The organism is Klebsiella grimontii (assembly GCF_900200035.1).
Taxonomy (GTDB): Bacteria; Pseudomonadota; Gammaproteobacteria; order Enterobacterales; family Enterobacteriaceae; genus Klebsiella; species Klebsiella grimontii.
The window spans coordinates 337,902-360,798 of record NZ_FZTC01000015.1 but is presented as its reverse complement, the minus strand read 5'-3'; the positions used below and the strand labels follow the sequence as shown (position 1 = coordinate 360,798).

Below are 22,897 nucleotides of genomic sequence, written 5' to 3'. Positions count from 1 at the left end.
TCCTTAGATAATGTGTTGCGCCAGCCAGAATCCCAGCAGGGTGTCGGCGCCGGAGGTGTGGCCCATCGCCAGCAGGGCTTCGATGGCGGGTTCAATACGTCGTCCGCGCTGAAGCGCGTGAGAAAAATGCAGCAGCGGCGAGGCGAAGCGCCCCGCGCTGGCATAGCGTAAATAGTTGACGCTCGCCTGGGTCGTCGCCGCGTGCAGATCCCCGGATGCGCGAAAGAACGCCTGCCCGCCGTGGCGCGACATCCGTCCCGCGCGCCAGGCCGCCAGCATCATGCCGATCAGCATATCGTCCAGGCTCGGCGTCAGGCCCGGCCCCTTTCCCAGCCACAGCCGCCAGTCAACGGCGTTCCCGCGCAGCGCTGAGGCAAAACAGTGGCGTAATTGCCGCAATTCAGGATGCAGTGGTAGATGAACCGCCTGCGACAGCGGCCCGAACAGCCCAGTCTCTTCCGGGCGATCCACCAGCGCTTTCGGTAAGCGAGCGCCAGCGGGCTGATAGCAAGGCCGCAGGGAGCAGCGTCTGCGCGGCGGCGACAGCAAAAGGTCATCAACCTGAATGCCATTTTCGCCCGCCGCAGGCAGAGCGCCCGCCCGCAGCGCCCCATGCAGGCGGATAAAATCGCGATGACGTAATACCCATCCGCCGGGACTGATGCCCTGCCCATGACGATGCAGCGTCAGCAATGCGCCGCCTTCAACATAGAGGTTGATAGTGCGCTGCCAGAGGCCGCCGGTTCGCCACGGCTGGCGATGGTCCGGCGCATCAACGCTGCCTGTCAGCGGACGGATAATCTGCATCGCGCGCTCCTTAGCTTACGCCCAGCTCGTCCGCCAGCGCTTCCAGCGCCAGCTCAAAGCAGGCCAGCGGCGCTCTGACGGTCCCGGCGCCAATCTGGCCGATCCCCGCCTCTTTGTGAGCGATGCCGGTGTTGATCAGCGGCGTAATCCCGGTTTCCACCACCCGGCGAATATCCAGCCCCAGACAGGCGCCCTGGAAATCCCAGCCCGGAATTTGCAGCTGCATATTGCGTTCAAGGAAGATTTCCGCCATCTCCTCGGAAACGGATTTCGCCGCCTCCATCCCGCCCGCGCCGACAAAGCGCGTGACGCCGGGAGCGGCGATCATCGCTGCGCCGCCGATGCCGAAGGTTTCGGTAATGGCGCTGTCGCCCATATCCGGGTTGGCCTGCTCCTGAGAGAAGCCGGTAAAGAACAGTCCCTGCGGGGTGTTGACCGGCGCGGTAAACCAGCGCTCGCCCAGCCCGCTGACGCGGATACCGAACATATTGCCGTTGCGGGTCATCGCGGTGACGATGCTGCCCGCGCGAATTTGCGCCCCGGAATCCATCGCCGCTTTACAGTAGGCCATCGCCAGGTTGAGGAAGAACTGATCGGTAATGGCGAGGAAATCCATCACCTCGGCAATCTGCTGCTTATTGTGATTAAGTCGCGCCAGATAAGGGGCCAGCGTGCGCATTAGCAGCGCGGAGGTGGCGATATTGCGCTGGTGGAACTCATCGCCCATGGTGATGCCCTGGGCCATCATCGCGGTCAGGTCGATGCCGCGTTCCATCTGTTTCAGCGCCGCGCTGAGGACCGGCATCAGCACATCGCGCATCCAGCGCAGGCGCTGCTGCACGTCTTCACCGTAGGCGCCGAAACGCATCACCTTGCCAATCCCTTCATTCAGGTTGCAATAGGCGCGGTTGCCTTCGGCGATGTTCTCCACCACCAGCATCGGCATATTCGGCGAGGTTATCCCGCCCATCGGGCCCACGGCGTTAACGTGGTGGCAGGGAATAAAGGTAATCTCGCCGCCTTCCAGCATCGCGTGGGCGGTTTTTTCATCCTGTGCCCAGCCTTCGAATAAGCATGCGCCGATACAGGCCCCTTTCATCGGTCCGGTCATCTCCTGCCAGCGCATCGGCGGCCCGGCGTGGAGCAGGGTTTTGTTCTGATTCAGCGCCCCGATTAAAGAACCCGCTGGCTGCACATCCAGCCAGTGCGGACGTGCATTACGAATTCGTTCTATTACTGCGTCATTGGCCTGCGCCACTGATGTAAACATAGAGACCTCTTATTGCAAACGTTCTAATAAACGAGCCAGTTTCTTATTCCCCCCGGCGATCGGCGCCCACTGATAGTGGACAACCGGCGTTCCGGCGGACTGTAAATCGAGCGCGAAGCTGCGCAGACCAGCGTTAATCACCGCCACGCCGTCCAGCAGGCTGGCGCGCGGGGCCAGTTCCGCCATCCGCTGCGGGCTAATCAGCGCGCTGGCGAGCAGCGTGGCTTCGGGGAGGCTATCGACCACCACGATCCCCGCATCTTCGAGGGAAGCAATCTGCCGGGAACGGCACTGCGGGTCGCTTTCGGTGCCGGTCACCGTGGCGATGATATGCAGCGGATGGCGCTCGTCTCTCACCGCCCACGCCCGCAGGCAGGCTTCCACCAGCGATTCGGCGGGATCGGCGGTCGCGCCGTAGCCAATCACCACGTCCAGCAGCAACACGCCGACCTGATTTTCCTTGCCCAGTTCGGCAATCAGCTGGTTGCGCAGGGAGGGGTCGATCATCGGATGCGGGCGGCCCACGGTGTAAAAATCATCGCCAAGATCGACGACCTGATGACCCTGCGCATTGAGCATCATGCCCTGCGGATGATGAGCGTCAGGGGTGATGCCCAGCCGCTCGGCGAGCAGCCCGGCGGATTCCGCGGCCAGCGTGCCGCCGGTGTATAAACCGCGAATTTGCTTGCCCGCGACTGCGCTCAGGGTTTGCTGGTAACGCGCGACGCGCGCCAGCAGGCAGGCCAGGCGCCCGGCCTCATCCAGGGTGCGGGCGAACCAGACGTTTTCATCGCGGGCGGCGGGCGGCGCATAGCCGAGAAACAGCGCCACCACCGGCTTAGCGCTGCGCTTCATGGCGCTAATCACCTTCTGGCGCACCGCCTCGGCGGGCGGCTTCGAGACAAAGGCCAGCACCTGGCTCTGCCCGTCCTGGGTCAGCATTTCCAGCGCCGTTTGCGCGCTGATGCCGCCCACCTCGGCGCTCAGGTCGCGCCCGCCGAGGCCAATAGCATGGCTGATCCCTTCCCCGCCAAGGACGATTTGCGAGACCAGTTCCTGAATACCGGTGCCGGATGCGCCAATCACGCCAATGTTGCCGTCCGGCGTGACGTTGGCGAAAGCCAGCGGGGTTCCGGCAATCATAGCGGTGCCGCAGTCCGGCCCCATCACCAGCAGCCCTTTGTCGCGGGCGCGGGTTTTCAGGGCGATTTCATCTTCCAGCGTGACGTTATCGGAGAAGATCATCACGTTTTTCTCGCTGCTAAGCGCCTGATGGGCCAGCTCCGCAGCGTACTCTCCGGCAACCGAAATTAAGGCCATATTGGCCTGCGGCAGCTTTTGCGTCGCGCTCTGCCAGCGGCGAACCACGCTAAGGCTCTGACTCTGCCCGCTCCCCTGCGCCAGGGCGGCGAGGGCCTCATCAAGACGGGCGATAATCATTTCCGCCACCGACGCATCGGCGCAATCGGTACGGATCGCCACGCAAATATCATTCGGCGTCGCGGTGGTAAAATCGTCGTGCCAGAAACCGGTGGTTTCCAGCAGCGATTTATTTGCCGGTGTGCCCATCATCACCGAAACATCGTCGACATTTTCTGACTCACTCAGCTTACGCGAAATAATCATTAAGCTGACTGAATCCTGAAAACAGCCCTTTTTTATAAAGGCATGGATCATAATAACTCCCCAATAATTGCACCCATTGCAATTGAATGAGCATGAATAATCTGCAATCAGGCTAACGAGATAAAATTATCGGCGGCGTGAGCCATATCACATGGAAATTATTACAAGACGCTTTCAAATAAAGCCGAAGGCATTAGCCCGGAATTTTCAATGAATAGATTAACCGGGTCCCTTCTGATAAACCCGCGGTGATTATTAAATAAAATCTAACTAACTATTTTTACCAATGCAGATCACAATTTAAGTTTATTTTCCCCGTATTTTAATCGTCAGTCAGGCTCTACACCGTCGTTAAAAGGAAGACAGATGAAAGTCAGTCGGGAAACACTTCATCAGCTTATTGCCAATAAGCTGAACAAAGCAGGGCTTACTCATAATCACGCGGATATTATTGCCGATGTGCTGGTTTATGCCGATGCAAGAGGCATTCATTCGCACGGCGCGGTCCGCGTTGAATATTATGCGGAACGTATTGCAAAAGGCGGAACTAACCGTCAACCCAACTTTACCTTTGAAAAAACAGGTCCCTGCAGCGGCATTTTGCATGCCGATAATGCCGCTGGTCAGGTCGCTGCCAAAATGGGCATGGAGCACGCGATAGAGATTGCCCGGGAAAACGGCGTCGCCGTGGTTGGCATTCGGCGCATGGGACACAGCGGCGCGATCTCTTACTTCGCCCGGCAGGCGGCCCGCGCCGGATTTATCGGGCTTTCGCTGTGTCAGTCAGATCCGATGGTCGTGCCTTTCGGCGGCGCGGAAATCTATTACGGCACTAACCCGCTGGCCTTCGCCGCCCCCGGCGAGGGCGACGATATCATTACCTTCGATATGGCGACTACCGTGCAGGCCTGGGGGAAAATTCTCGACGCCCGCTCGCGCCATGAAACCATCCCCGACAGCTGGGCGGTGGATAAAAACGGCGCGCCGACCAGCGACCCCTTTGCCGTCCACGCCCTGCTTCCGGCAGCCGGTCCGAAAGGCTACGGCCTGATGATGATGATCGACGTGCTCTCCGGCATTTTGCTCAACCTGCCCTTTGGTCGCCAGGTCAGCTCGATGTACGACAACCTCAGCCAGGGACGCGAGCTGGGCCAGCTACATATCGTTATCAACCCGCAATTTTTCTCCTCCAGCACGCTATTTCGCCAGCATATCAGCGACACCATGCGCGAATTAAACGCCATTACGCCAGCGCCCGGATTTAACCAGGTTTATTACCCGGGGCAGAACCTGGATATCAATGAGAAAAACAGCGCGGTGGACGGTATCGAAATCGTTGATGAGATTTATGACTATCTGGTTTCTGACGCTTTATATAACCGCTCTTATGAAACCCATTCCCCTTTTGCTCAATAAATTAAAATACAGGAGTTGCGTATGGCTCATTATTTTCGACAGGCAATAGAAGAGACCTTGCCCTGGCTTTCCTCTTTCGGCGCCGACCCGACCGGGGGAATTACCCGCCTGCTCTATTCGCCGGAATGGTTACAGGCGCAGCAGGCGTTTAAACAACGGATGAGCGAAAGCGGGCTGGAAACGCGCTTTGATGAAGTCGGCAACCTTTATGGCCGCCTGCCCGGTACGCGCTTTCCCGACGAAGTTATCCTTAGCGGTTCGCATATTGATAGCGTGGTCAACGGCGGTAATCTTGACGGTCAGTTCGGCGCGCTGGCGGCCTGGCTGGCGGTACGCTGGCTAAAAGAGACCTACGGCGCACCGCTGCGTACCGTCGAAGTGCTGGCGCTGGCCGAGGAAGAAGGCAGCCGCTTCCCTTATGTCTTCTGGGGCAGCAAAAATATCGTCGGCATCGCCAACCCGGCGGACGTGCGCGAGATTAAGGACGCCAAAGGCGTGGCGTTTGTTGACGCCATGAAGCAGTGCGGCTTCACGCTGCCCGCCGCCCCGCTGGCGCCGCGCCGGGATATTAAAGCCTTCGTCGAACTGCATATCGAACAGGGCCGGGTGCTGGAAACCAATAAGCAATCCATCGGAGTGGTCAACGCCATCGTCGGACAGCGCCGCTACACCATCACCCTCAACGGTGAGTCCAACCATGCGGGAACCACACCAATGGGCTACCGCCGCGATACCGTTCATGCGTTTAGCCGCATCTGCTGCGAGTCTATCGCCAAAGCGAAGGCCCACGGCGACCCGCTGGTGCTCACTTTCGGCAAGGTCGATCCGCAGCCGAATACCGTTAACGTGGTGCCGGGTAAAACGGTCTTCACCATGGACTGCCGCCATACCGATGCCCGCGAATTAACGGCATTTACAGAAGTGATTGAAGCCGATATGCGGCGGATCTGCCGGGAAATGGAGATTGGCATCGAGATCGATCTGTGGATGGATGAAGCCCCGGTTCCGATGGATAAAACGCTGGTGGCCCGGCTCACCGCCCTTTGTGAAAAAGAGAAGATGAATTTCCGCGTGATGCACAGCGGCGCGGGGCACGATGCGCAAATTTTCGCCCCCTGCTTCCCGACCTGCATGATCTTTATGCCGAGCATTAAGGGCATCAGCCATAACCCGGCGGAAAGCACGCATATCGACGATCTGGCGGAAGGCGTAAAAACGCTGGCCTTAATGTTGCATCAACTGGCCTGGACTGAATAAGGAAAAGATAATGGGTTATTTAAATAATGTGGTTGGCTATCGCGATGATTTACTGGCCAGCCGTTCCATCGTGCGCCACGGCAATTATGCGCTGCTGACGCCGGACGGTCTGGTCAAAAATATTATTCCGGGTTTTGCTAATTGCGATGTGACCATTCTGTCAACGCCGAAATTAGGCGCGACCTTTGTGGATTATCTGGTGACGCTGCATGAAAACGGCAGTAATCAGGGCGGTTTCGGCGGCGAAGGGATTGAGACCTTCCTGTATGTGATTGAGGGGGAAATCACCGCCGGGGCGCAAGGCAAAAGCTTCCCGCTAACCAAAGGCGGCTATATTTACTGCCCGCCGGGCGAGAAACTTACCTTCATCAATAACCGCTCAGGCGACAGCCAGTTATTCCTCTACAAACGCCGCTATATTACGGTTGAGAATCACGCCCCTTATCTGGTTACCGGCAACGTCAGCCAGCTGGAGCGAATTCATTATGAAGGAATGGAAGACGTTATCCTGATCGATTTCCTGCCGAAAGAGCTGGGCTTCGATATGAACATGCATATTCTCTCCTTCGAGCCGGGAGCCAGCCACGGTTATATCGAAACCCACGTCCAGGAACACGGTGCCTATATTCTCTCCGGCCAGGGCGTTTATAACCTCGACAACAACTGGGTGCCAGTGAAAAAAGGCGACTATATCTTTATGGGCGCTTATTCACTACAGGCCGGATACGGCGTCGGGCGCGAGGCGTTTAGCTACATTTACTCGAAAGATTGCCATCGCGACGTTGAGATCTGATTGTCGCCGATGAAGTTCACCTTTTTTGTTTAGCTATGTTGGATTTTGCCACGGTGAAAACCGTGGCATTTTTTATTCAGACGGGGATTTGCTGACCTAATTTTATTGCGCAGGCAATATTACGCGCGCAGGCATAGAGATTCTGCTCGCCGCGATCCAGCACTTCGGCCAGCGGCGCCAGCGAGGGTAAAATACTGAATACCGCATCAATACCGTGCTGATGCACCGCTTCAACGCCGTCGCCCAGCACACCCGCGATACCGATAACCGGGATGTCGTACTTTTTGGCGATCCGCGCCACGCCGACAGGCGCTTTGCCGCCGACGGTTTGCGAATCAATCCGTCCTTCGCCGGTGATCACCAGGTCCGCATCGCGCAGCGCCTCCTCCAGATGAACCGCTTCCAGCACAATATCGATACCTGATTTCAGCGTAGCGTTAAGGAAAACCCGGGCCGCCGCGCCCATTCCGCCGGCCGCGCCGCCGCCGACCATCGGCGCGACATCCTGACCGGTAGCCGCCAGCATAACCCGAGCGTAGTTTTGTAACCCGCGCTCCAGAACGGCAACCATTTCTATGCAAGCCCCTTTTTGCGGACCAAAAACCGCCGCCGCGCCGCGTTCGCCGAGCAGCGGGTTATCGACGTCGCAGGCCACCTCAATCCGGCAATCGTGAAGGCGCGGATCGAGGTCGCTTAGGTCTATTTTTACCAACCGCTGTAACGCCCCGCCGCCAAGGCCGACGCTCTCGCCGCGCTCATCCAGAAAGCGCGCCCCCAGCGCCTGGGCCATACCCATCCCGCCGTCTACCGTGGCGCTACCGCCAATACCGAGAATAATATGGCGAACCCCGGCGTCCAGCGCATGGCGAATCAGCTCGCCGGTGCCGTAGCTGGTAGCCCGCAGGGGGTTACGCTCCCCGGCGGGAACCAGCATCAGCCCGCTGGCCGCCGCCATCTCAATAAATGCGGTTTGCCCGTCGCCGCTCAGGCCGTAGAAGGCGCCGACAAAATCGCCCATCGGCCCCATGACCGGCAGCATCACCATTTTGCCGTCAGTGGCCTCGACCATCGCCTCAACCGTTCCTTCGCCGCCATCGGCGATCGGCAGACAGACGCACTCCGCCTGCGGGAAAATTGAGACAAAGCCCGCTTTTATCGCCTGGGCGCAGCGGCTGGCGCTAACGCTCTCTTTGAAAGAGTCCGGTGCAATAATAATTTTCATTGTTGATCCTTTTTGCTGTCATGACTTAATACGATCCCAGGGAATGAGATTTTCCATCACTACCGCCAGCAGCACGCCGATTAATAAGCCGTTGCCTAATAGCGGTCGAATTATCAGGGGTAGCGTCTGGAGATAAACTGGCGGCAGACCCATTAAAAAAATACCGATAAAGAGCGGCAGCGCCAGCCGGTAGATATTTCGCGCGGTGAAGGTAATTTGTTTACTGAACGATAAGCTGGAATATAACAACGGCAGATAAGAGACCAGCATGACCGCGCTGCTAATCGGCAGCGGCAGCGTGGTAAAAAAGTGGGTCAGCGGCGTAAACAGGCCAACTAAAAGACAACACAGGCAGCCGATAATAAACGGCTGGCGCGAGGTTTCTCCGGTTTGGGTTAATAAGCCTATCGACGAAACAAACGGTGAAAACGGCACCACGCTAAGAGGAACTGTTATTAAGGTCATCAGGCCGGAGATAATAAAGCTGCGTCGGTAGCGGCTATTACTGGCGCCCTGTTGGGGATAAAAAACGTCGGTGCCGCGAATGGCGCCGTAGGTATTGGTGATATTCACCAGCCCGGCCAGCAGCGCCGTCAGGATAATGCCTGGGCGTAGTTCTTCGCCGTAGCCGAGCGGAAACCATTGCCAGTGAATCGGCCCGGATGCCGCCGTGGCGGGCGGCGTGCGAAACAGCAGGTACCAGCTCGCCCATCCCGCCAGGGTTCCTGTCAGCAGAGCGTAGCGGGCGATGCCGTCCGGGAGAAAAATAATCATCCCCAGCACCAGGATCATCACCGCCAGCGCGAGGCCAAAGGGCGCCAGTTGAATGGCGGCGTTGGCCTGGGTCGAACTAAAGGGCAGCCCGAGCATGCCTTTAAAAAATATGGTCGTCAGCTGCGCGCCGAGCAGCAGCATAAAAAAGACCATCACCGTCGGGCTAAAGAGCTTCGCCAGGCGATGGCCGATGCCGCTGACGCCAATAATGATGGTCAGAACGGCTGAGAGAAAGATACCCACCGCCAGGCTGGCCGCAATGCTGTCGAACGCGGTGCCGCGCGCGGCTTCGCCGACGGTGACGGTCAGAATGGTGCTCCACCATAGCCCCGTCGGCCCCTCCATAATCGCGCGACGGTGGCCCAGCAGCGCCTGCGCCAGACACGCCAGCCCGGTGGTAATAAAACCGTATTGGGTAAGCGTAATCAGCGCGCTGGCGGGAAGCTGAAAAGCAGATTGTAATGTCGGCGGCACCACCACGGTGTTGCAGAAGATAAAAAAGAACCATTGAAATCCCGCCAGGGTGTTTCGTTGATTTAGCGGCAATACCACCATGATAAAATCCTGACAAAGCGCCTGACGTTGAACTGGCGCTAAACATTGAACGGTGTGGGTTATGCCCCGGATCGCGGCTTGCGCCTTACCCGGGCTACAAAACCCGCGCACGACGTCAGGTTCGTAACCCGGATAAGGGGTTTACGCCGCAATCCGGGAATGCAACGGTTACCCGTTACTGCTGATGCTTAAGGATAAATTTCCCCTTCGGCGCCTGCGGGAAACCCTGCTCGATGTCATAAATCACCTCGCCGCGCAGGATGGTTTTAGTGATACGCGCGCCAATCTTCCGGCCAACGTACGGGCTGACTTTATGCCGGTATTCGAGGTCTTCCGCCTGCAAAACGTAGCTGCTGTTCGGCTGAATAAACACCAGGTCGGCGTCTTTGCCCGGCGCGATGCGCCCCTTGTGCTTGAGGCCGAAAATATCGGCGGCGTTGGTCGCCATCAGGCGGGCGAACTGCGGCAGAGGCATACCGCGCTTCTGCACCGCTTCGTCGAACATCACGTCCATGCAGCTTTGCAGACCGGCAATCCCGCCCCAGGCCTGCATGATATTGCCCGCCTTCATTTCCGGCGGACACGGAGAGTGGTCGGAGACCAGGCAGTCTATTTCGCCGTTGAACAGCTTCTCCCACATTCCCTTCTGGTTCTCCGCGTCGCGGATCGGCGGAGAGCACTTCGCCAGGGTGCCAATCGCTTCGAACTGCTCGGTATCCAGCACAAAGTAGTGCGGACAGGATTCGCAGGTGACGTCCTGACCCTCCTGACGCGCGCGGGTCACTTCGGCGACCCCTTCCGGGCTGCTGACGTGGCATACGTGCAGGCGGCAACCGGCGACTTTCGCCAGATAGAGAACGCGGCGGATCGCCTCGACTTCGGTGAAGACCGGACGCGACGCGACATAATCATGCGCCGTCACGCGGCCCTCTCTTTTTGCTTCTTCGCCGAGCTCATCGCAGATCAGCGCATTTTCACAGTGCACCAACACGGTCTGCTTCATTTCGGCCAGCTTTTGCGCGCCTTTGAAAAACTGCCAGTCGTTAACGTCGCGGAAGTCGTTGTCGATCCCGCGATCGCCGCAGGTGGCGACAAAGCATTTGAAGCCCACCACGCCCACTTCATCCAGCTCATGCAGGCGGTCCAGATTATAGGAAACCAGGCCGCCAAGCTGCGCGGCGTCGATGGTTAGCTTGCCCTTCGCGGCATCGAATTTCAGCTCGATGGTTTCGCGGTCGGTGGTCGCCGGGAGCTGGTTCAGCGGCATTTCGATCATCGTGGTGATGCCGCCCTTTGCCGCTGCGCGAGTGCCGGTTTCATATCCTTCCCAGTGGGTACGCCCCGGCTCAGAGATATGGGTATGCGCATCGACCATCCCCGGCGACACGATCAGGCCCGAAGCATCCATCACCTGCTTCGCTTCGCCCAGGTTTTCACCGATCGCGGCGATTTTGCCGTTAGCAACCGCGATATCCACCACCCGCGATTCGTTTTCCAGAATAACGGTGCCGTTTTTAATAATTAAATCAAAAGACATATAAAACTCCTTGTATGTGTACAGACGATTAACCCGCCATACTTCTGCTTGTGGCTTTGGGTATTGATGCTTCATCCCTGAAATAAATCTTCCTCTTGATAAGAAAATCAGCTAACAACATCCGGGTGCGAAATATTATTCGGCAGCGCCCGTTTTTTTAGTAAAGCGTATGCGGCAAAAGCGACGATGACGCCGACAAACCACGACACCCGGGAGAATGGTTCGAGCAGCGGAATAAATTTTCCGCCGAGCGATAAAATCACCGCCACGATGGTGACCAGGAATGCGGTAACGTTAAAACCATTATCAAAATACTTATAATCACCCGGCGCGGTATACAGCTCATCAAGATTAATTTGCCCGCGCATGACGACAAAGTAGTGCGCCATCATTACCCCAATAACCGGGCCCAGCATGCCGCCGATGATATCGAGAAAAAGATAAATACTGTCCTGATTCTCCATTAATTTCCATGGGCAGATCAGCAGGCTAATAATACTGGCGATCAGTACGCCGTTTTTATAGGTCAATTTAGTCGGTGCAATTGCCGCGATTTGATAGCCTGCCGGAATAATATTACCGGTGGCGTTGGTGGAGATCGTGGTCATTAATATCACCAGCACCGCAAAGAAAGAAGCAAACAGGCTATCCCATTTCTGCACGATATCCAGCACGTTCCAGGTATCCATTTCGTAATGGATACTGGCCCCGGCGATAATGCACACCCCGGCCACCGCGAAAAGAATATAAGCCACGACTAAACCAAGGGTTTGCCCAAGCGCCTGATCGCGAAACGAGCGCGCGTTCTGGGTAAAGTCCGAGGCGCTGACAGCCGGCGCCGCCCACACGGCGACCACCGCGTTAATCACCACCAGGAACAGGAAACCGCTATGTTCCGCTTTCTCCACTCCGGTCGGTAGGTAGTCGAGGATCGGGCCGATCCCCACCAGCGAGATAGCCCAGATGGCCATGCCGCCGAACACAACATAGATACAGGGGTTGAGGATCGCGGTGAATTTATTGAGAACTTTTCCGCCGCCGAAACCAATCCCCACATTAATCAGCCAGAAAACCAGAAAGGCGATCAGCCCCGGCAACGACAGTCCCAGCAGCTTAAAATCGCCGCCAAGGGTCAAAAACGCTGGCCACAGTTTGCCTAATAAGATCAGGAATGCCAGCGAACCGGCATAGCATTGCAAACCAAACCACATAATCGCCGCAATACCGCCTCTGAGCAGGCCAGGTAATAATGCCCCGCGCACCCCATACGAGGCTCTTAAAATCATAGCGAAGGGTACGCCGTATTTACTTCCGGCAGCGCCATTAAACACCATAACCGCGGCAATAATAAAAGCACTCAATATTATTGCCATCATTATACTGAACGTTGATAGTCCAAGAATAAAAAAACCACCAACCATGACATAATTAGGTACGTTGTGTACGGATCCCATCCATAAGGTAAAATAGTTAAATGTCTTCCAGTTACGCTGCGATTCTATTTTTGGTAATAGATCGTCGCTATAACCTCTGGATTTGTACAGGTCTTGAGCTTGTTCCATAATTCCCTCTTAATACGCATCGGATTACGCTTACAGGTTTAGCTATGTGGAACAACAAATTATTATAATTATTTATTTTTATTATACGGGAATTGTCTTTGACTGTATTTTGTTCTTACGCAAGGTAATCAATGCAAACAGTATCGTTCCGGTAATAACTAGCCCGGCAGACATCACAAAACTAATTTCTTTTGACCCAGTCAGATCGGAAATAAAACCGGTGAGCGTCGGGGCAACGACCGCTGAACTCATACCAAAGAAATTAAATAAGCTGAAAGCGCGGCCTAATGTTTTCGCTGATGCCTGCTCGGAGACAAACGAAATAAGAATCGGGTCAACGGCCATTTTGCCCAGCAGTCCGTACAGCACGAGGCTAATCATCAGCATGGTGGTATTCGGCGACAGGACGGTAAACATCAGCATGGCCGCGGCGACAATCTCCAGCCCGAGAATAACTTTGACTTTACTGTCGCGGAATTTATCCGACAGATGGCTAAAGAACAGCGCCCCCGGCACCCCGACAACCGCCACCAGCGCCGAAGCAAAACCAATGGCCCCGCCGTCAAAGCCGCGTTCGGTCTGGAGATAGGAAGGCAGCCAGGTGACGATCAGGTAGTAGCCGTAGCAGGTGCAGAAATAGAGGAAGTAAACGCTGCACAGCAGCGGCGAAAACAGCGGCGCTGACTTCTCTTCGACCGGTGCTGACGCCGTGGCGCTATTTTTATTGACCGCTGCGGCTGGCTCTTTAAGCTTGCGACGAATCACCAGGGTAAACACACAGAGCATCACCACCAGGATCGCGGCGACAATAAACAACACGTTTTGCCAGGCCATATGCATGCTTTTGACCAGAATGCTTGAGCCAATCAGGCCAATCCCCATCCCGATAGCCGAGCCGCTGTTAATAATGGCGTTCGCCAGCGCCCGACGCTCCTGCGGCACGTTGGCCGAGGAGAGCGAATAGGCGGAGCTGAAGAAGGACGCGCAGCCGGCGCCAGCCAGCAGCGAGCCGATATAAATCAGCGTCAGGTTTCCCGCATTAGCGATGCTTAGCGTGCCGATAATAAACAGCGAGAAACCACACATCAGCATAATTTTCTGCCCCAGTTTATCAACCAGAATACCGCAGGGGATCTGCATTCCGCAGTAGGCAAGAAAATAGAAGCTGGCTATCGCGCCAATTTCAGCGTTACTGACGTTGCCTAAGGACGCCTGAATTTCCGGGTAAATCGGCGTTAATACGGTACGATAAATCCATATTGCCACCCAGCCCAGACTCATTACCACGACTATTTTCTTCCAATAGTCGATACCCGTTTTATTGATAGTATCCATAAATTCACCCGTGAGGTTTAAAAAACGCTGCCGGAATCGGCAGCATTTTCTCATTACGATATTTTATGATTCGCCATTAATTCCAGCGCCTGAACTAAAGACGAGTGATCTAATTCGCTACCGCCGTTGGCGACGCAGGTATTAAATAGCTCCTGACAGGTTGCCGTATTCGGTAAATTAAGCGCCAGCGCTTTCGCGCTCTGCAATGCCAGATTAAGATCCTTCTGGTGCAGGGAAATTTTAAAGCCGGGATTAAAAGTCCGGTTCAACATTCTTTCGCCATGTACTTCCAGAATACGCGAGGAGGCGAAGCCGCCCATCAGCGCCTGACGAACGCGAGCGGGATCGGCTCCGGCTTTAGACGCGAAAACCAGCGCTTCGGAGACCGCTTCAATATTCAGCGCGACGATAATCTGATTGGCGACTTTACAGGTCTGCCCGTCGCCGTTACCGCCGACGAGGGTGATGTTTTTACCCAGGATATCAAACAGCGGCTTCACGCGAGCAAACACCTTTTCGTCGCCGCCGACCATAATCGAGAGCGTGCCTTCACGCGCGCCAATTTCGCCGCCGGATACCGGTGCATCGAGATAATCCGCGCCCAAATCCCGCACCTGCTGTGCAAAACGCTTGGTTTCAATCGGCGATATAGAACTCATATCAACGATGGTTTTCCCCTTCAGGGCCGCTTTGGCGCAGCCGTGTTCGCCAAACAACACGTCGGCGACCTGCGGGGTATCCGGGACCATGATAAAAATAATCTCGGACTGCTCCGCGACCTGCTCGGCGGTAGCCAGATGCTGCGCGCCCTGCTTGAGCAGTTCTTCAGCAACCGGACCGATGGTGGTCACGTGCAGCGCGTGGCCCGCTTTGGCAAGTCGGAGCGCCATCGGGGTGCCCATAATACCTAAACCAATAAATCCCAGTTTCATACGTTTCCTCTCAAAATTTCTGTTTCGATTTATTTGGGCAATAGTTATCCCTTCCCCGAAATAGAATAATAAATAGTGCCCAACGATAAATTAAAAATTAGCGGTAGCGATTAAACCATGTCAGGCCCGCTTCGGTGGTAGTCAGCGGTTTATATTCGCAGCCGACCCAGCCGTCATAATTTGACTTGTCGATAAATTTAAAAAGATAATCGTAATTAATTTCTCCGGTTCCCGGCTCTCCGCGCTCCGGGTTGTCGGCAATCTGTAAATGACCAATTCGGTTGGCATAAGTTTGCATCGTATGGGTTAATTCACCCTCCATGCGCTGCATATGATAAATATCGTACTGGATTTTCAGATTATCGCTGCCGACCTCATCAATGAGCGCTAGCGCCTGATGCGTGGTATTCAGATAGAACCCCGGCATATCGAAATAATTAATCGGCTCAATCAGCAGCAGAATCCCCTCCTGGGCCAGCGCGGCGGCGGCAAAACGTAAATTCGCCACCAGCGTGGCGCGAATATGATCTTCGCGATAGCCCACCGGGGTTTTACCGACCAGGCAGTTGATTTTACGATTGCCCAGCGCTTTGGCGTAGCGGACTGCGGCGTCAACGCCCTCGCGGAACTCCGCTTCGCGACCGGGAATACAGGCGATGCCGCGCTCCCCTGCCGCCCAGTCGCCAGCGGGTAAATTATGTAAGGTATGCTCCAGCCGGTTGTCGCTCAGCTTTTGCTTTAATACCTCGGGCGCATAGTCATACGGGAACATAAATTCAACGGCGCGAAAACCGCAGGCCGCCGCTTTATCAAAGCGCTCGAGAAAATCATATTCCTGAAATAACATCGAAAGATTGGCAGAAAAGCGCAACATAGGTTCACCTCATTTATTCATATTTCATAAAGCAGGTTTCGGTTGGCGCATCGATGGCGCTGTCGGCAACGTCTTCGAACTCCATGACGTTATCCAGCTCGCTGCCCATCGAGATATTGGTCACGCGCTCAAGGATCACTTCCACCACCACCGGCACGCGATACTCTTTCATCCACGCTTTCGCCTGTTCAAATGCGGGCGCGATATCTTCAGGTTTAAAGACGCGAATCGCTTTACAGCCGAGACCTTCGGCGACCTTCACGTGATCGACGCCGTAGCCGTTCACTTCGCTGGAGTTGATATTTTCAAACGCCAGCTGGACGCAGTAATCCATATCGAACGCGCGCTGCGACTGACGAATTAAACCCAGATAGGCGTTGTTCACCAGTACGTGGACGTAAGGAATATTGAACTGCGCGCCTACCGCCAACTCTTCAATCAGGAACTGGAAGTCGAAGTCGCCGGAGATCGCCACCACGTTACGCTCTGGGTCGGCGGCGCAAACGCCCAGCGCGGCGGGCAGCGTCCAGCCCAGCGGCCCCGCCTGGCCGCAGTTGATCCAGTGGCGGTCTTTAAATACGTGCAGCATCTGCGCGGCGGCGATTTGCGACAGACCGATGGTGGTGACGTAGCACACGTCGCGACCAAAGGCTTTGTTCATCTCTTCATAAACGCGCTGCGGTTTGACCGGCACGTTATCGAAGTGGGTTTTACGCAGCAGCGTGCGCTTGCGCTCCTGACATTCGGCAACCCAGCGCTCGCGGCGAGGCAGGCGGCCCTCTTTTTGCATCTGCTGCGCGATATCCACCAGTTGGGTCAACGCCGCTTTCGCATCGGAGACAATCCCTAAATCCGGGCACAGCACGCGGCCAATCTGCGTTGGTTCGATATCGATATGGATGATTTTGCGGCCTGCGGTGTACTTCTCGACCGAACCGGTATGACGGTTGGCAAAGCGGTTGCCAATACCGAACACCAGGTCGGAGGCCAGCAGCGTGGCGTTACCGTAGCGGTGCGCGGTTTGTAAGCCGACCATCCCGGCCATCAGCTCATGGTCGTCCGGGATACAGCCCCAGCCCATCAGCGTTGGGATCACCGGTACATGGGTGATTTCGGCAAATTGCTGCAACAGCGCCGCGGCATCGGCGTTAATTACCCCGCCGCCGGCGACTATCACCGGGCGTTCGGCCATCAGCAACATCGCCAGCGCGCGTTCAATCTGCGGGCGCGTGGCAACAGGTTTATACGCCGGGAGCGGCGCATACAGCTCAGGATCAAATTCGATTTCCGCGACCTGGACATCATAAGGCAGGTCGATTAGAACCGGTCCCGGTCTGCCGGAGCGCATCAGATGGAAAGCCTGTTGCAGCACGCCCGGCACCAGCGCCGCTTCGCGCACGGTCACCGCCATCTTAGTGACGGGCTTAGCAATGGACTCTATATCGACCGCCTGGAAATCTTCTTTATGCAGACGCGCGCGCGGCGCCTGGCCGGTGATGCACAAAATAGGAACGGAGTCAGCGGAGGCGGAGTACAGCGCGGTGATCATATCCGTTCCCGCCGGGCCCGATGTTCCCAGGCATACGCCGATATTGCCGGCCGTGGCCCGCGTATAACCTTCCGCCATATGCGACGCGCCTTCCACGTGACGCGCCAGAATATGACGGATCCCGCCGTGCTTGCGCATCGCCGAATAGAACGGGTTAATCGCCGCGCCGGGCACGCCAAATGCGGTGGTAATCCCTTCTTTTTCCAGTACATACATTGCCGCGTCGACGGCTCTCATTTTTGCCATTTTTTACTACCTCGCTATATTGGAAAAATTTTCCAAATTTGAAAAAAGCCAAAAAAGTCCCGCTCCGCAGAGCGGGTCGGTTCGGCTATCAATCAGCCTGGGGTTTGAGTCCCAGCGCGGTGCTGATATTCCTTGCCGTCTCCCTTACCAGCTCTCCCTGGCTGATAAAACGATCCGGGGTTAAGCGGGACGCCGGCCCGGAAATCGAAATCGCCGCGACCACGGACCCCACATCATCGTAAACCGCTGAAGCAATACAGTTTAATCCTGTCACGTGCTCCTCCTGGTCAATGCTGTAGCCGCAGGCTCGCGCTTCATCCAGATTCCGCTGCAGGACCGGCAAATCGACGATCGTCGCCGGCGTAAACCGCTGTAGTCCGGTCTTCACAATGACATCCACCAGCTCTTCCGCCGACAGCGGATACAGCAGCGCTTTCCCGGCGCCTGAAGCATGCAGTGGTAGTCGGCTGCCGAGCGGCGCGCACATCCTCACCATCGACTTGCACTCCTGCTGGCCAATCAGCACCGCTTCGTTGCCGTTGCGAATCGCCACGTTGACGGTCTCGCCCGACATCAGCATCAGCCGGCGCATAAAGGGTCCGCCGACGGATAAAACATCCCGGTTGTGGATGTACGCCGAACCGATATTGAATGCGCCAAGTCCGATGTGCCACCAGCCTAACTGCGCGTCCTGATACACAAAATCCGCGCCTTCCAGCACCTTGAGCAGACGAAAGGTGGTCGACAACGGTAAGTCCAGATTCAGGGAAATATCGCTGACCGACGAGCTGCCGCCGCTCTTTTCAAGGTATTGCAGTATCGCGATCCCTCTCTCCAGCGCCTGGGCGCCTTTTTGCGCGGAAGGCTCCTGCTGGCCCGGCCTTCCCCGCCTTCTCACTTCTGTCATACCTCGATTATCTCCGGCTCAAAACCTGAGCATAAATAGTGTGTAAGCGCCCACATGTTATGCAAGATAATCGATAGCGTCACGTGCAACCTCACGCAAAGCTCAACTCCACGGTCGGGATCTCTACCACATCGCAGTTATCTTTTCCGCCGCGATCGACGGTTAAAAAATCGGTTTCACTCTGCCAGGCAAACAGCGGGTGATGCCAGACGTTACGATGGTAATTGACCCCCTGACGGCCATTGGAGATAAACGCGCGCAGCGTGGTCATGTCCGGTTGATCGCCTCCTGCCGCGACCACCACGACAAAGGCTTCACCGTTCATCGGCACAAACGCCTGGGTGCCCAGCGGATGACGTTCCAGCTCGGTGACCACAATCGGTAGCGCCGCCGGCTGGGCGCGGTTAATGCTGATCAGCGTGCGCTCCTGCTGCAGGGTTTCCACCATCGCCAGATCGTGAAAACGCTGGACTTTGCCATCGTTGATGTGGAAAAAATCCTGTCCTTCCGTTTCGATAACGTCCCCATAGGGGCGGAAGGCTTCGCGCGTCAGCGGCAATACTTCTAGCTTCATTGCATATTCCTTAGTCATTAAAAACCGTTCCCCTCCTCATACCTTGAGGGTAAGAGATGTACCGGTCAATTCATGGCCATCTCAAAGTGGTATTAACTATAAGTTGGAATAATTTTCCAAAACCTGATTTAAGCCACATAATTGAAATGGTTATTATGAAAAAATACTTAAAAATCATGGGGGAATTATTAAATTACGAGGAATGAGGCGATGCTAGACCCCGAAACACTACGTACCTTTGTCAGCGTAGCGGAGAGCGGCAGCTTCTCCAGAGCGGCGGAAAAACTCTACAAAACAACCGCCACTATTAGCTATCGCATCAAATTACTGGAAGATAACACCGGCGTCGCGCTCTTTTCCCGCACCACGCGCAGCGTACTGCTGACCCCGGCCGGGATGCACCTGCTGGCGCAGGCCAGAGAATGGCTTGGCTGGATTGACAGTATGCCCGGAGAGCTACAGCAGATAAACGACGGCGTGGAGCGCCAGGTCAATATTGTAGTAAATAACCTGATGTATGACCCGCAGGCCATCGCCCGGCTGCTGGCCTGGCTCAGCCAACGTTACCCCTTTACGCAGTTTCATTTTTCGCGACAAATTTATATGGGCGTCTGGGATACGCTTCTGCACGATGACTTTTCGCTGGCGATTGGCGTTACCGGCACCGAACCGTTAGGCGAAAATATTGCGGTCACCCCGCTGGGCGAAGTGTCCTGGCTGTTCGTGATGTCGCCGCATCACCCGCTCGGCCAGCAAAGCGATCCGCTATCGGAGGCCCAGCTACGTCGCTATCCTGCGGTCAATATTGAGGACAGCGCCCGGAGATTGACCAAGCGCGTCGCCTGGCGTCTGCCGGGGCAAAAAGAGATTGTGGTTCCCGATATCGAAACTAAAATCGCGGCGCATATCGCCGGCGTCGGTATCGGCTTTTTACCCGAGCCGCTGTGCCAGCCGCTTATCGCTCGCGGTGAGCTGATCGCCCGACAGATCCCGGCGATGCGTCTCCCCTCTCCTCTGAGCCTCGCCTGGCGCAAAGATCATCATGGTAAAGCGGTGCAGGATATCGCCTCGCTGTTCGTCCATTCGGCCCCGGAAATCCAGGGATTCCTGACACTATTCAGCGATACACCGTGAAAAATCAATTCAGCCTACCGCTCACCGCGTACAATAGGAGGATTATCGCGTCGAGCGACGCGTCTGGATGGCTTAACGGTTTAAATGATGCAATTAGTCCCACAGAATATTCGGCAGATCCTCGCCAGCGATACGCCGCTGATTGACGTACGCGCCCCGATTGAATTCAGGCAAAGCGCCATGCCCGCGGCGGTCAACCTGCCGCTGATGAACGACGACGAACGCGCCGCCGTCGGCACCTGCTATAAACGTCAGGGGCCGGAAGCCGCTCTCACGCTGGGTCATCAGTTGGTCAGCGGCGAGATTCGCGCCAGCCGCCTCGCCGCCTGGAAAGAAGCCTGCGCGCGTTATCCCGAGGGCTACCTGTGCTGCGCCCGCGGCGGCCAGCGTTCGCATATCGTGCAGCAGTGGCTGAAGGACGCAGGCGTGGATTACCCGCTGATTACCGGCGGCTATAAAGCGCTGCGCCAGGCGGCTATCCAGCTGACCGAAGAGCTGGTGCAGCGCCCTATCGTGCTGATTGGCGGCTGTACCGGTAACGGTAAAACCCTGCTGGTCTGCGCCCAGCCCGACGGCATCGATCTCGAGGGCCTCGCCCACCATCGCGGCTCTTCATTTGGCCGTACCCTGCAGGAGCAGTATCAGCAGGCAACCTTTGAAAATCATCTTGCCGTGGCGATGCTTAAAAAGTCAGAGCGGCAGACGCGCTGGGTGCTGGAAGATGAGGGGCATATGATCGGCGCCAATCACCTGCCGGAATGTATGCGTCTGCGCATGGCGCAGTCGCCGCTGGCGGTAGTGGAAGATCCGTTTGAGCTCCGTCTTGAACGGCTGCGCGAGGAGTATTTTACCCGGATGCATCGCGATTTCCTGGCGGCCTACGGCGAAGAGCAAGGCTGGCGGGCATATAGCGAATATCTGCACCACGGCCTGTTCGCTATCCGCCGCCGCCTCGGGTTACAGCGTTTTGCCCAGCTCACTGCCAGGCTTGATGAAGCCCTGCTGGAGCAGCAGCGCAGCGCCAGCACCGAAGCCCACTTCAGCTGGCTGGTTCCCCTGCTGAACGAGTATTACGACCCAATGTACCGCTACCAGCTCGGCAAAAAAGCGGAGAAGATTATTTTTCGCGGCAGCTGGCAGGACGTCGCCGCCTGGCTGGCGCAGGCGCAGTAGTCACATCCTCCCTTGTCCCGGCTAGCGGCGTAAACGCCTTAGCCGGGCTACGGGTCCGCAAACGGCGAGCCCCGGAAGCGCAGCGCCGCCGGGGAAGTGTTTCAGCTTAGAAGTCGTAGCGCAGACGCACCAGGTTCATATCGCCCAGGTTGTCGGTGCTTGACGTGAAGACGTGTTCGTAGTCAACGCGGAAACCGTAATCCAGCTGGAAGCTCACGCCGACGCCGTTATCAATCCGCTGATAGTTGCGGCCGTTCACGTACTGCAGGCGGTCGCCCATAAAGTACGGCTGAATAGATTTCACCGCATACTGACCAATCGGGAATTTATAACCGGCAAAGTACTCAATACCCCAGGCATCGCCCGCGAAGTAGTTATGAACATCGATTTTTTTGGTGGTCAGGAAGTTCTGATACCAGCCGCCGCCGAAGGAGAAGGTCCAGTTATCCGGCGTCCAGCTTAGGGCGGTACCGACGATATTCTGGTCGTATGATTTGCTGTCTGAACTCGAGGGGTTACGCATATCGGCGCGGGTATAGTTCCACGCGGCACCCCAGGTCAAATCCTTCATAATGTGGTAATCGGCGCCGATGGAGCCACCGCCTTTACGCTTGTAGCGCAGGCCGTTGCCCGGCAGATATTCGCTGTCTTCGAATAAGTAAGAAGCGTAGAGATCGACATCGCCAACGGTTTTCCTGTATTTCAGCATATTGCGTGAGCGATAGGAACCATCGTAGTCACCGTTGATGCCGTTACCCGGCGCCTGGCCTATCATGTCGTAATCCCAGATATCGGTTTTTACCCCGACCACGTCGTAATAAACGCTGTTCTGCTGACCGTAGGTTAACGTCCCCCAGGTATCGCTTTTCAGGCCGGTATAGAGCATACGGCGGCTGGTGTTATTCGCGCCTTCGGCATAGTGGTTATCCCAGTCGAAAAGCGCCGGAATATTGACGCCCAGCTCGTAGTAGCTGATCCAGCTAATATCATCGAACAGATAGTAGTCGGCGGCGAAGCGGAAACGGGTGCCGCCATCGAAACCGTTACGTTTATAAGAGCCTTTGTCTCCGTCGCCGGACATCATATTGAACTGGGGACGGATGCTCCCGCCGACGGTGAAGTTAAGCCGGCTTAACGGATCGCCCGCCTGCGGATCTTGTTTTAAAAGCGTAATTTCCGCCTGGGATGCAAAAGAGGTTAACGCCAGGGCTGCGCCGATCGTTATCGCCAGCGCTTTTATTTTATGTGCCATACTTTTTCCTTGATTAATAAGCAACCTTATATTTGCCAGTTGAATATTAACTGCGATTGAGTATGACGTGTTGTTGAGTTTTTAATGTTTCGTGCGGTTAAA

19 protein-coding genes are annotated in these 22,897 nt (G+C 56.1%); 5 read left to right on the top strand and 14 right to left on the bottom strand.

The features are described from left to right. Nucleotides 1-3 precede the first annotated feature (3 nt). Genes KOSB73_RS09340 through KOSB73_RS09330 form a run of 3 tightly spaced genes read right to left on the bottom strand, consistent with a single transcriptional unit; the run spans nucleotide 4 to nucleotide 3,754 of the window. Nucleotides 4-807, bottom strand: coding sequence for an oxamate carbamoyltransferase subunit AllH family protein (locus KOSB73_RS09340; protein ID WP_098140414.1), 804 nt, complete (start codon nucleotides 805-807; stop codon nucleotides 4-6). 10 nt (nucleotides 808-817) lie between these two features. Beyond that, nucleotides 818-2,077 (bottom strand): YlbE family protein, encoded by a 1,260-nt coding sequence (locus KOSB73_RS09335; protein WP_024358993.1) that lies wholly within the window; start codon nucleotides 2,075-2,077, stop codon nucleotides 818-820. A 9-nt stretch (nucleotides 2,078-2,086) separates the two neighbouring features. Next, the gene (locus KOSB73_RS09330; protein ID WP_098140413.1) at nucleotides 2,087-3,754 is read right to left on the bottom strand and encodes an acyl-CoA synthetase FdrA; all 1,668 of its coding nucleotides are present in this window, start codon (nucleotides 3,752-3,754) and stop codon (nucleotides 2,087-2,089) included. A gap of 315 nt (nucleotides 3,755-4,069) precedes the next feature. On the opposite strand from KOSB73_RS09330, the gene allD reads away from it, so the two are divergent. Genes allD through allE form a run of 3 tightly spaced genes read left to right on the top strand, consistent with a single transcriptional unit; the run spans nucleotide 4,070 to nucleotide 7,169 of the window. Then, nucleotides 4,070-5,119 (top strand): ureidoglycolate dehydrogenase, encoded by a 1,050-nt coding sequence (gene allD / locus KOSB73_RS09325; RefSeq protein ID WP_049085528.1) that lies wholly within the window; start codon nucleotides 4,070-4,072, stop codon nucleotides 5,117-5,119. A gap of 21 nt (nucleotides 5,120-5,140) precedes the next feature. Beyond that, entirely contained in the window at nucleotides 5,141-6,376 is a 1,236-nt protein-coding gene (gene allC, locus KOSB73_RS09320; RefSeq protein WP_098140412.1) for an allantoate deiminase, read from the top strand. Between the two features lie 10 nt (nucleotides 6,377-6,386). Then, nucleotides 6,387-7,169: a (S)-ureidoglycine aminohydrolase gene (allE, locus tag KOSB73_RS09315; protein ID WP_098140411.1), complete on the top strand. Its 783-nt coding sequence runs from the start codon at nucleotides 6,387-6,389 to the stop codon at nucleotides 7,167-7,169. Nucleotides 7,170-7,245: 76 nt separating this feature from the next. Here allE and glxK read toward each other — a convergent pair whose 3' ends face one another. From glxK to allA, 10 genes are all read right to left on the bottom strand, one after another. After that, on the bottom strand, nucleotides 7,246-8,391 hold the full coding sequence (glxK, locus tag KOSB73_RS09310) for a glycerate 3-kinase (RefSeq protein WP_098140410.1): 1,146 nt from the start codon (nucleotides 8,389-8,391) through the stop codon (nucleotides 7,246-7,248). A gap of 18 nt (nucleotides 8,392-8,409) precedes the next feature. Beyond that, on the bottom strand, nucleotides 8,410-9,720 hold the full coding sequence (locus tag KOSB73_RS09305; RefSeq protein WP_024358999.1) for a uracil/xanthine transporter: 1,311 nt from the start codon (nucleotides 9,718-9,720) through the stop codon (nucleotides 8,410-8,412). A gap of 175 nt (nucleotides 9,721-9,895) precedes the next feature. Continuing rightward, nucleotides 9,896-11,257, bottom strand: coding sequence for an allantoinase AllB (allB, locus tag KOSB73_RS09300; RefSeq protein WP_098140409.1), 1,362 nt, complete (start codon nucleotides 11,255-11,257; stop codon nucleotides 9,896-9,898). Nucleotides 11,258-11,364: 107 nt separating this feature from the next. After that, nucleotides 11,365-12,819, bottom strand: coding sequence for an allantoin transporter (locus KOSB73_RS09295; protein ID WP_064342294.1), 1,455 nt, complete (start codon nucleotides 12,817-12,819; stop codon nucleotides 11,365-11,367). An 81-nt stretch (nucleotides 12,820-12,900) separates the two neighbouring features. Beyond that, nucleotides 12,901-14,154 (bottom strand): MFS transporter, encoded by a 1,254-nt coding sequence (locus KOSB73_RS09290; protein WP_004137889.1) that lies wholly within the window; start codon nucleotides 14,152-14,154, stop codon nucleotides 12,901-12,903. Nucleotides 14,155-14,207: 53 nt separating this feature from the next. After that, nucleotides 14,208-15,119 (bottom strand): 2-hydroxy-3-oxopropionate reductase, encoded by a 912-nt coding sequence (gene glxR, locus KOSB73_RS09285; protein WP_373694807.1) that lies wholly within the window; start codon nucleotides 15,117-15,119, stop codon nucleotides 14,208-14,210. Between the two features lie 64 nt (nucleotides 15,120-15,183). Further along, a complete protein-coding gene (gene hyi / locus KOSB73_RS09280; RefSeq protein WP_004137893.1) occupies nucleotides 15,184-15,960 on the bottom strand; it encodes a hydroxypyruvate isomerase in 777 nt (258 codons plus the stop codon). A gap of 13 nt (nucleotides 15,961-15,973) precedes the next feature. Next, on the bottom strand, nucleotides 15,974-17,755 hold the full coding sequence (gene gcl / locus KOSB73_RS09275) for a glyoxylate carboligase (protein ID WP_049085207.1): 1,782 nt from the start codon (nucleotides 17,753-17,755) through the stop codon (nucleotides 15,974-15,976). An 88-nt stretch (nucleotides 17,756-17,843) separates the two neighbouring features. Continuing rightward, nucleotides 17,844-18,662, bottom strand: a complete 819-nt coding sequence (gene allR, locus KOSB73_RS09270) for an HTH-type transcriptional repressor AllR (RefSeq protein WP_049088818.1) — start codon at nucleotides 18,660-18,662, stop codon at nucleotides 17,844-17,846. Between the two features lie 91 nt (nucleotides 18,663-18,753). Next, complete coding sequence (gene allA, locus KOSB73_RS09265; RefSeq protein ID WP_004137898.1) at nucleotides 18,754-19,236, bottom strand: ureidoglycolate lyase; 483 nt, start codon at nucleotides 19,234-19,236, stop codon at nucleotides 18,754-18,756. Nucleotides 19,237-19,446: 210 nt separating this feature from the next. Here allA and allS point away from each other — a divergent pair, with 210 nt between their 5' ends. Together allS and mnmH are read left to right on the top strand one after the other, a co-directional pair. Next, the gene (gene allS / locus KOSB73_RS09260) at nucleotides 19,447-20,370 is read left to right on the top strand and encodes an HTH-type transcriptional activator AllS (RefSeq protein WP_024359003.1); all 924 of its coding nucleotides are present in this window, start codon (nucleotides 19,447-19,449) and stop codon (nucleotides 20,368-20,370) included. Between the two features lie 87 nt (nucleotides 20,371-20,457). Beyond that, complete coding sequence (gene mnmH / locus KOSB73_RS09255; protein ID WP_098140543.1) at nucleotides 20,458-21,543, top strand: tRNA 2-selenouridine(34) synthase MnmH; 1,086 nt, start codon at nucleotides 20,458-20,460, stop codon at nucleotides 21,541-21,543. 106 nt (nucleotides 21,544-21,649) lie between these two features. Here the strand turns inward: mnmH and KOSB73_RS09250 are convergent, their stop codons facing one another. Beyond that, on the bottom strand, nucleotides 21,650-22,795 hold the full coding sequence (locus tag KOSB73_RS09250; RefSeq protein ID WP_098140408.1) for a porin: 1,146 nt from the start codon (nucleotides 22,793-22,795) through the stop codon (nucleotides 21,650-21,652). Nucleotides 22,796-22,897 lie beyond the last annotated feature (102 nt).

Coding starts and splice junctions, on each gene's coding strand:
- hyi (WP_004137893.1), bottom strand. CDS start 15,960: ATGTTGCGCTTTTCTGCCAATCTTTCGATGTTATTTCAGGAATATGAT.
- KOSB73_RS09290 (WP_004137889.1), bottom strand. CDS start 14,154: ATGGATACTATCAATAAAACGGGTATCGACTATTGGAAGAAAATAGTC.
- allS (WP_024359003.1), top strand. CDS start 19,447: ATGCTAGACCCCGAAACACTACGTACCTTTGTCAGCGTAGCGGAGAGC.
- allB (WP_098140409.1), bottom strand. CDS start 11,257: ATGTCTTTTGATTTAATTATTAAAAACGGCACCGTTATTCTGGAAAAC.
- glxK (WP_098140410.1), bottom strand. CDS start 8,391: ATGAAAATTATTATTGCACCGGACTCTTTCAAAGAGAGCGTTAGCGCC.
- KOSB73_RS09340 (WP_098140414.1), bottom strand. CDS start 807: ATGCAGATTATCCGTCCGCTGACAGGCAGCGTTGATGCGCCGGACCAT.
- allD (WP_049085528.1), top strand. CDS start 4,070: ATGAAAGTCAGTCGGGAAACACTTCATCAGCTTATTGCCAATAAGCTG.
- allR (WP_049088818.1), bottom strand. CDS start 18,662: ATGACAGAAGTGAGAAGGCGGGGAAGGCCGGGCCAGCAGGAGCCTTCC.
- gcl (WP_049085207.1), bottom strand. CDS start 17,755: ATGGCAAAAATGAGAGCCGTCGACGCGGCAATGTATGTACTGGAAAAA.
- KOSB73_RS09295 (WP_064342294.1), bottom strand. CDS start 12,819: ATGGAACAAGCTCAAGACCTGTACAAATCCAGAGGTTATAGCGACGAT.
- KOSB73_RS09250 (WP_098140408.1), bottom strand. CDS start 22,795: ATGGCACATAAAATAAAAGCGCTGGCGATAACGATCGGCGCAGCCCTG.
- allA (WP_004137898.1), bottom strand. CDS start 19,236: ATGAAGCTAGAAGTATTGCCGCTGACGCGCGAAGCCTTCCGCCCCTAT.
- mnmH (WP_098140543.1), top strand. CDS start 20,458: ATGCAATTAGTCCCACAGAATATTCGGCAGATCCTCGCCAGCGATACG.
- KOSB73_RS09335 (WP_024358993.1), bottom strand. CDS start 2,077: ATGTTTACATCAGTGGCGCAGGCCAATGACGCAGTAATAGAACGAATT.
- KOSB73_RS09330 (WP_098140413.1), bottom strand. CDS start 3,754: ATGATCCATGCCTTTATAAAAAAGGGCTGTTTTCAGGATTCAGTCAGC.
- KOSB73_RS09305 (WP_024358999.1), bottom strand. CDS start 9,720: ATGGTGGTATTGCCGCTAAATCAACGAAACACCCTGGCGGGATTTCAA.
- allE (WP_098140411.1), top strand. CDS start 6,387: ATGGGTTATTTAAATAATGTGGTTGGCTATCGCGATGATTTACTGGCC.
- allC (WP_098140412.1), top strand. CDS start 5,141: ATGGCTCATTATTTTCGACAGGCAATAGAAGAGACCTTGCCCTGGCTT.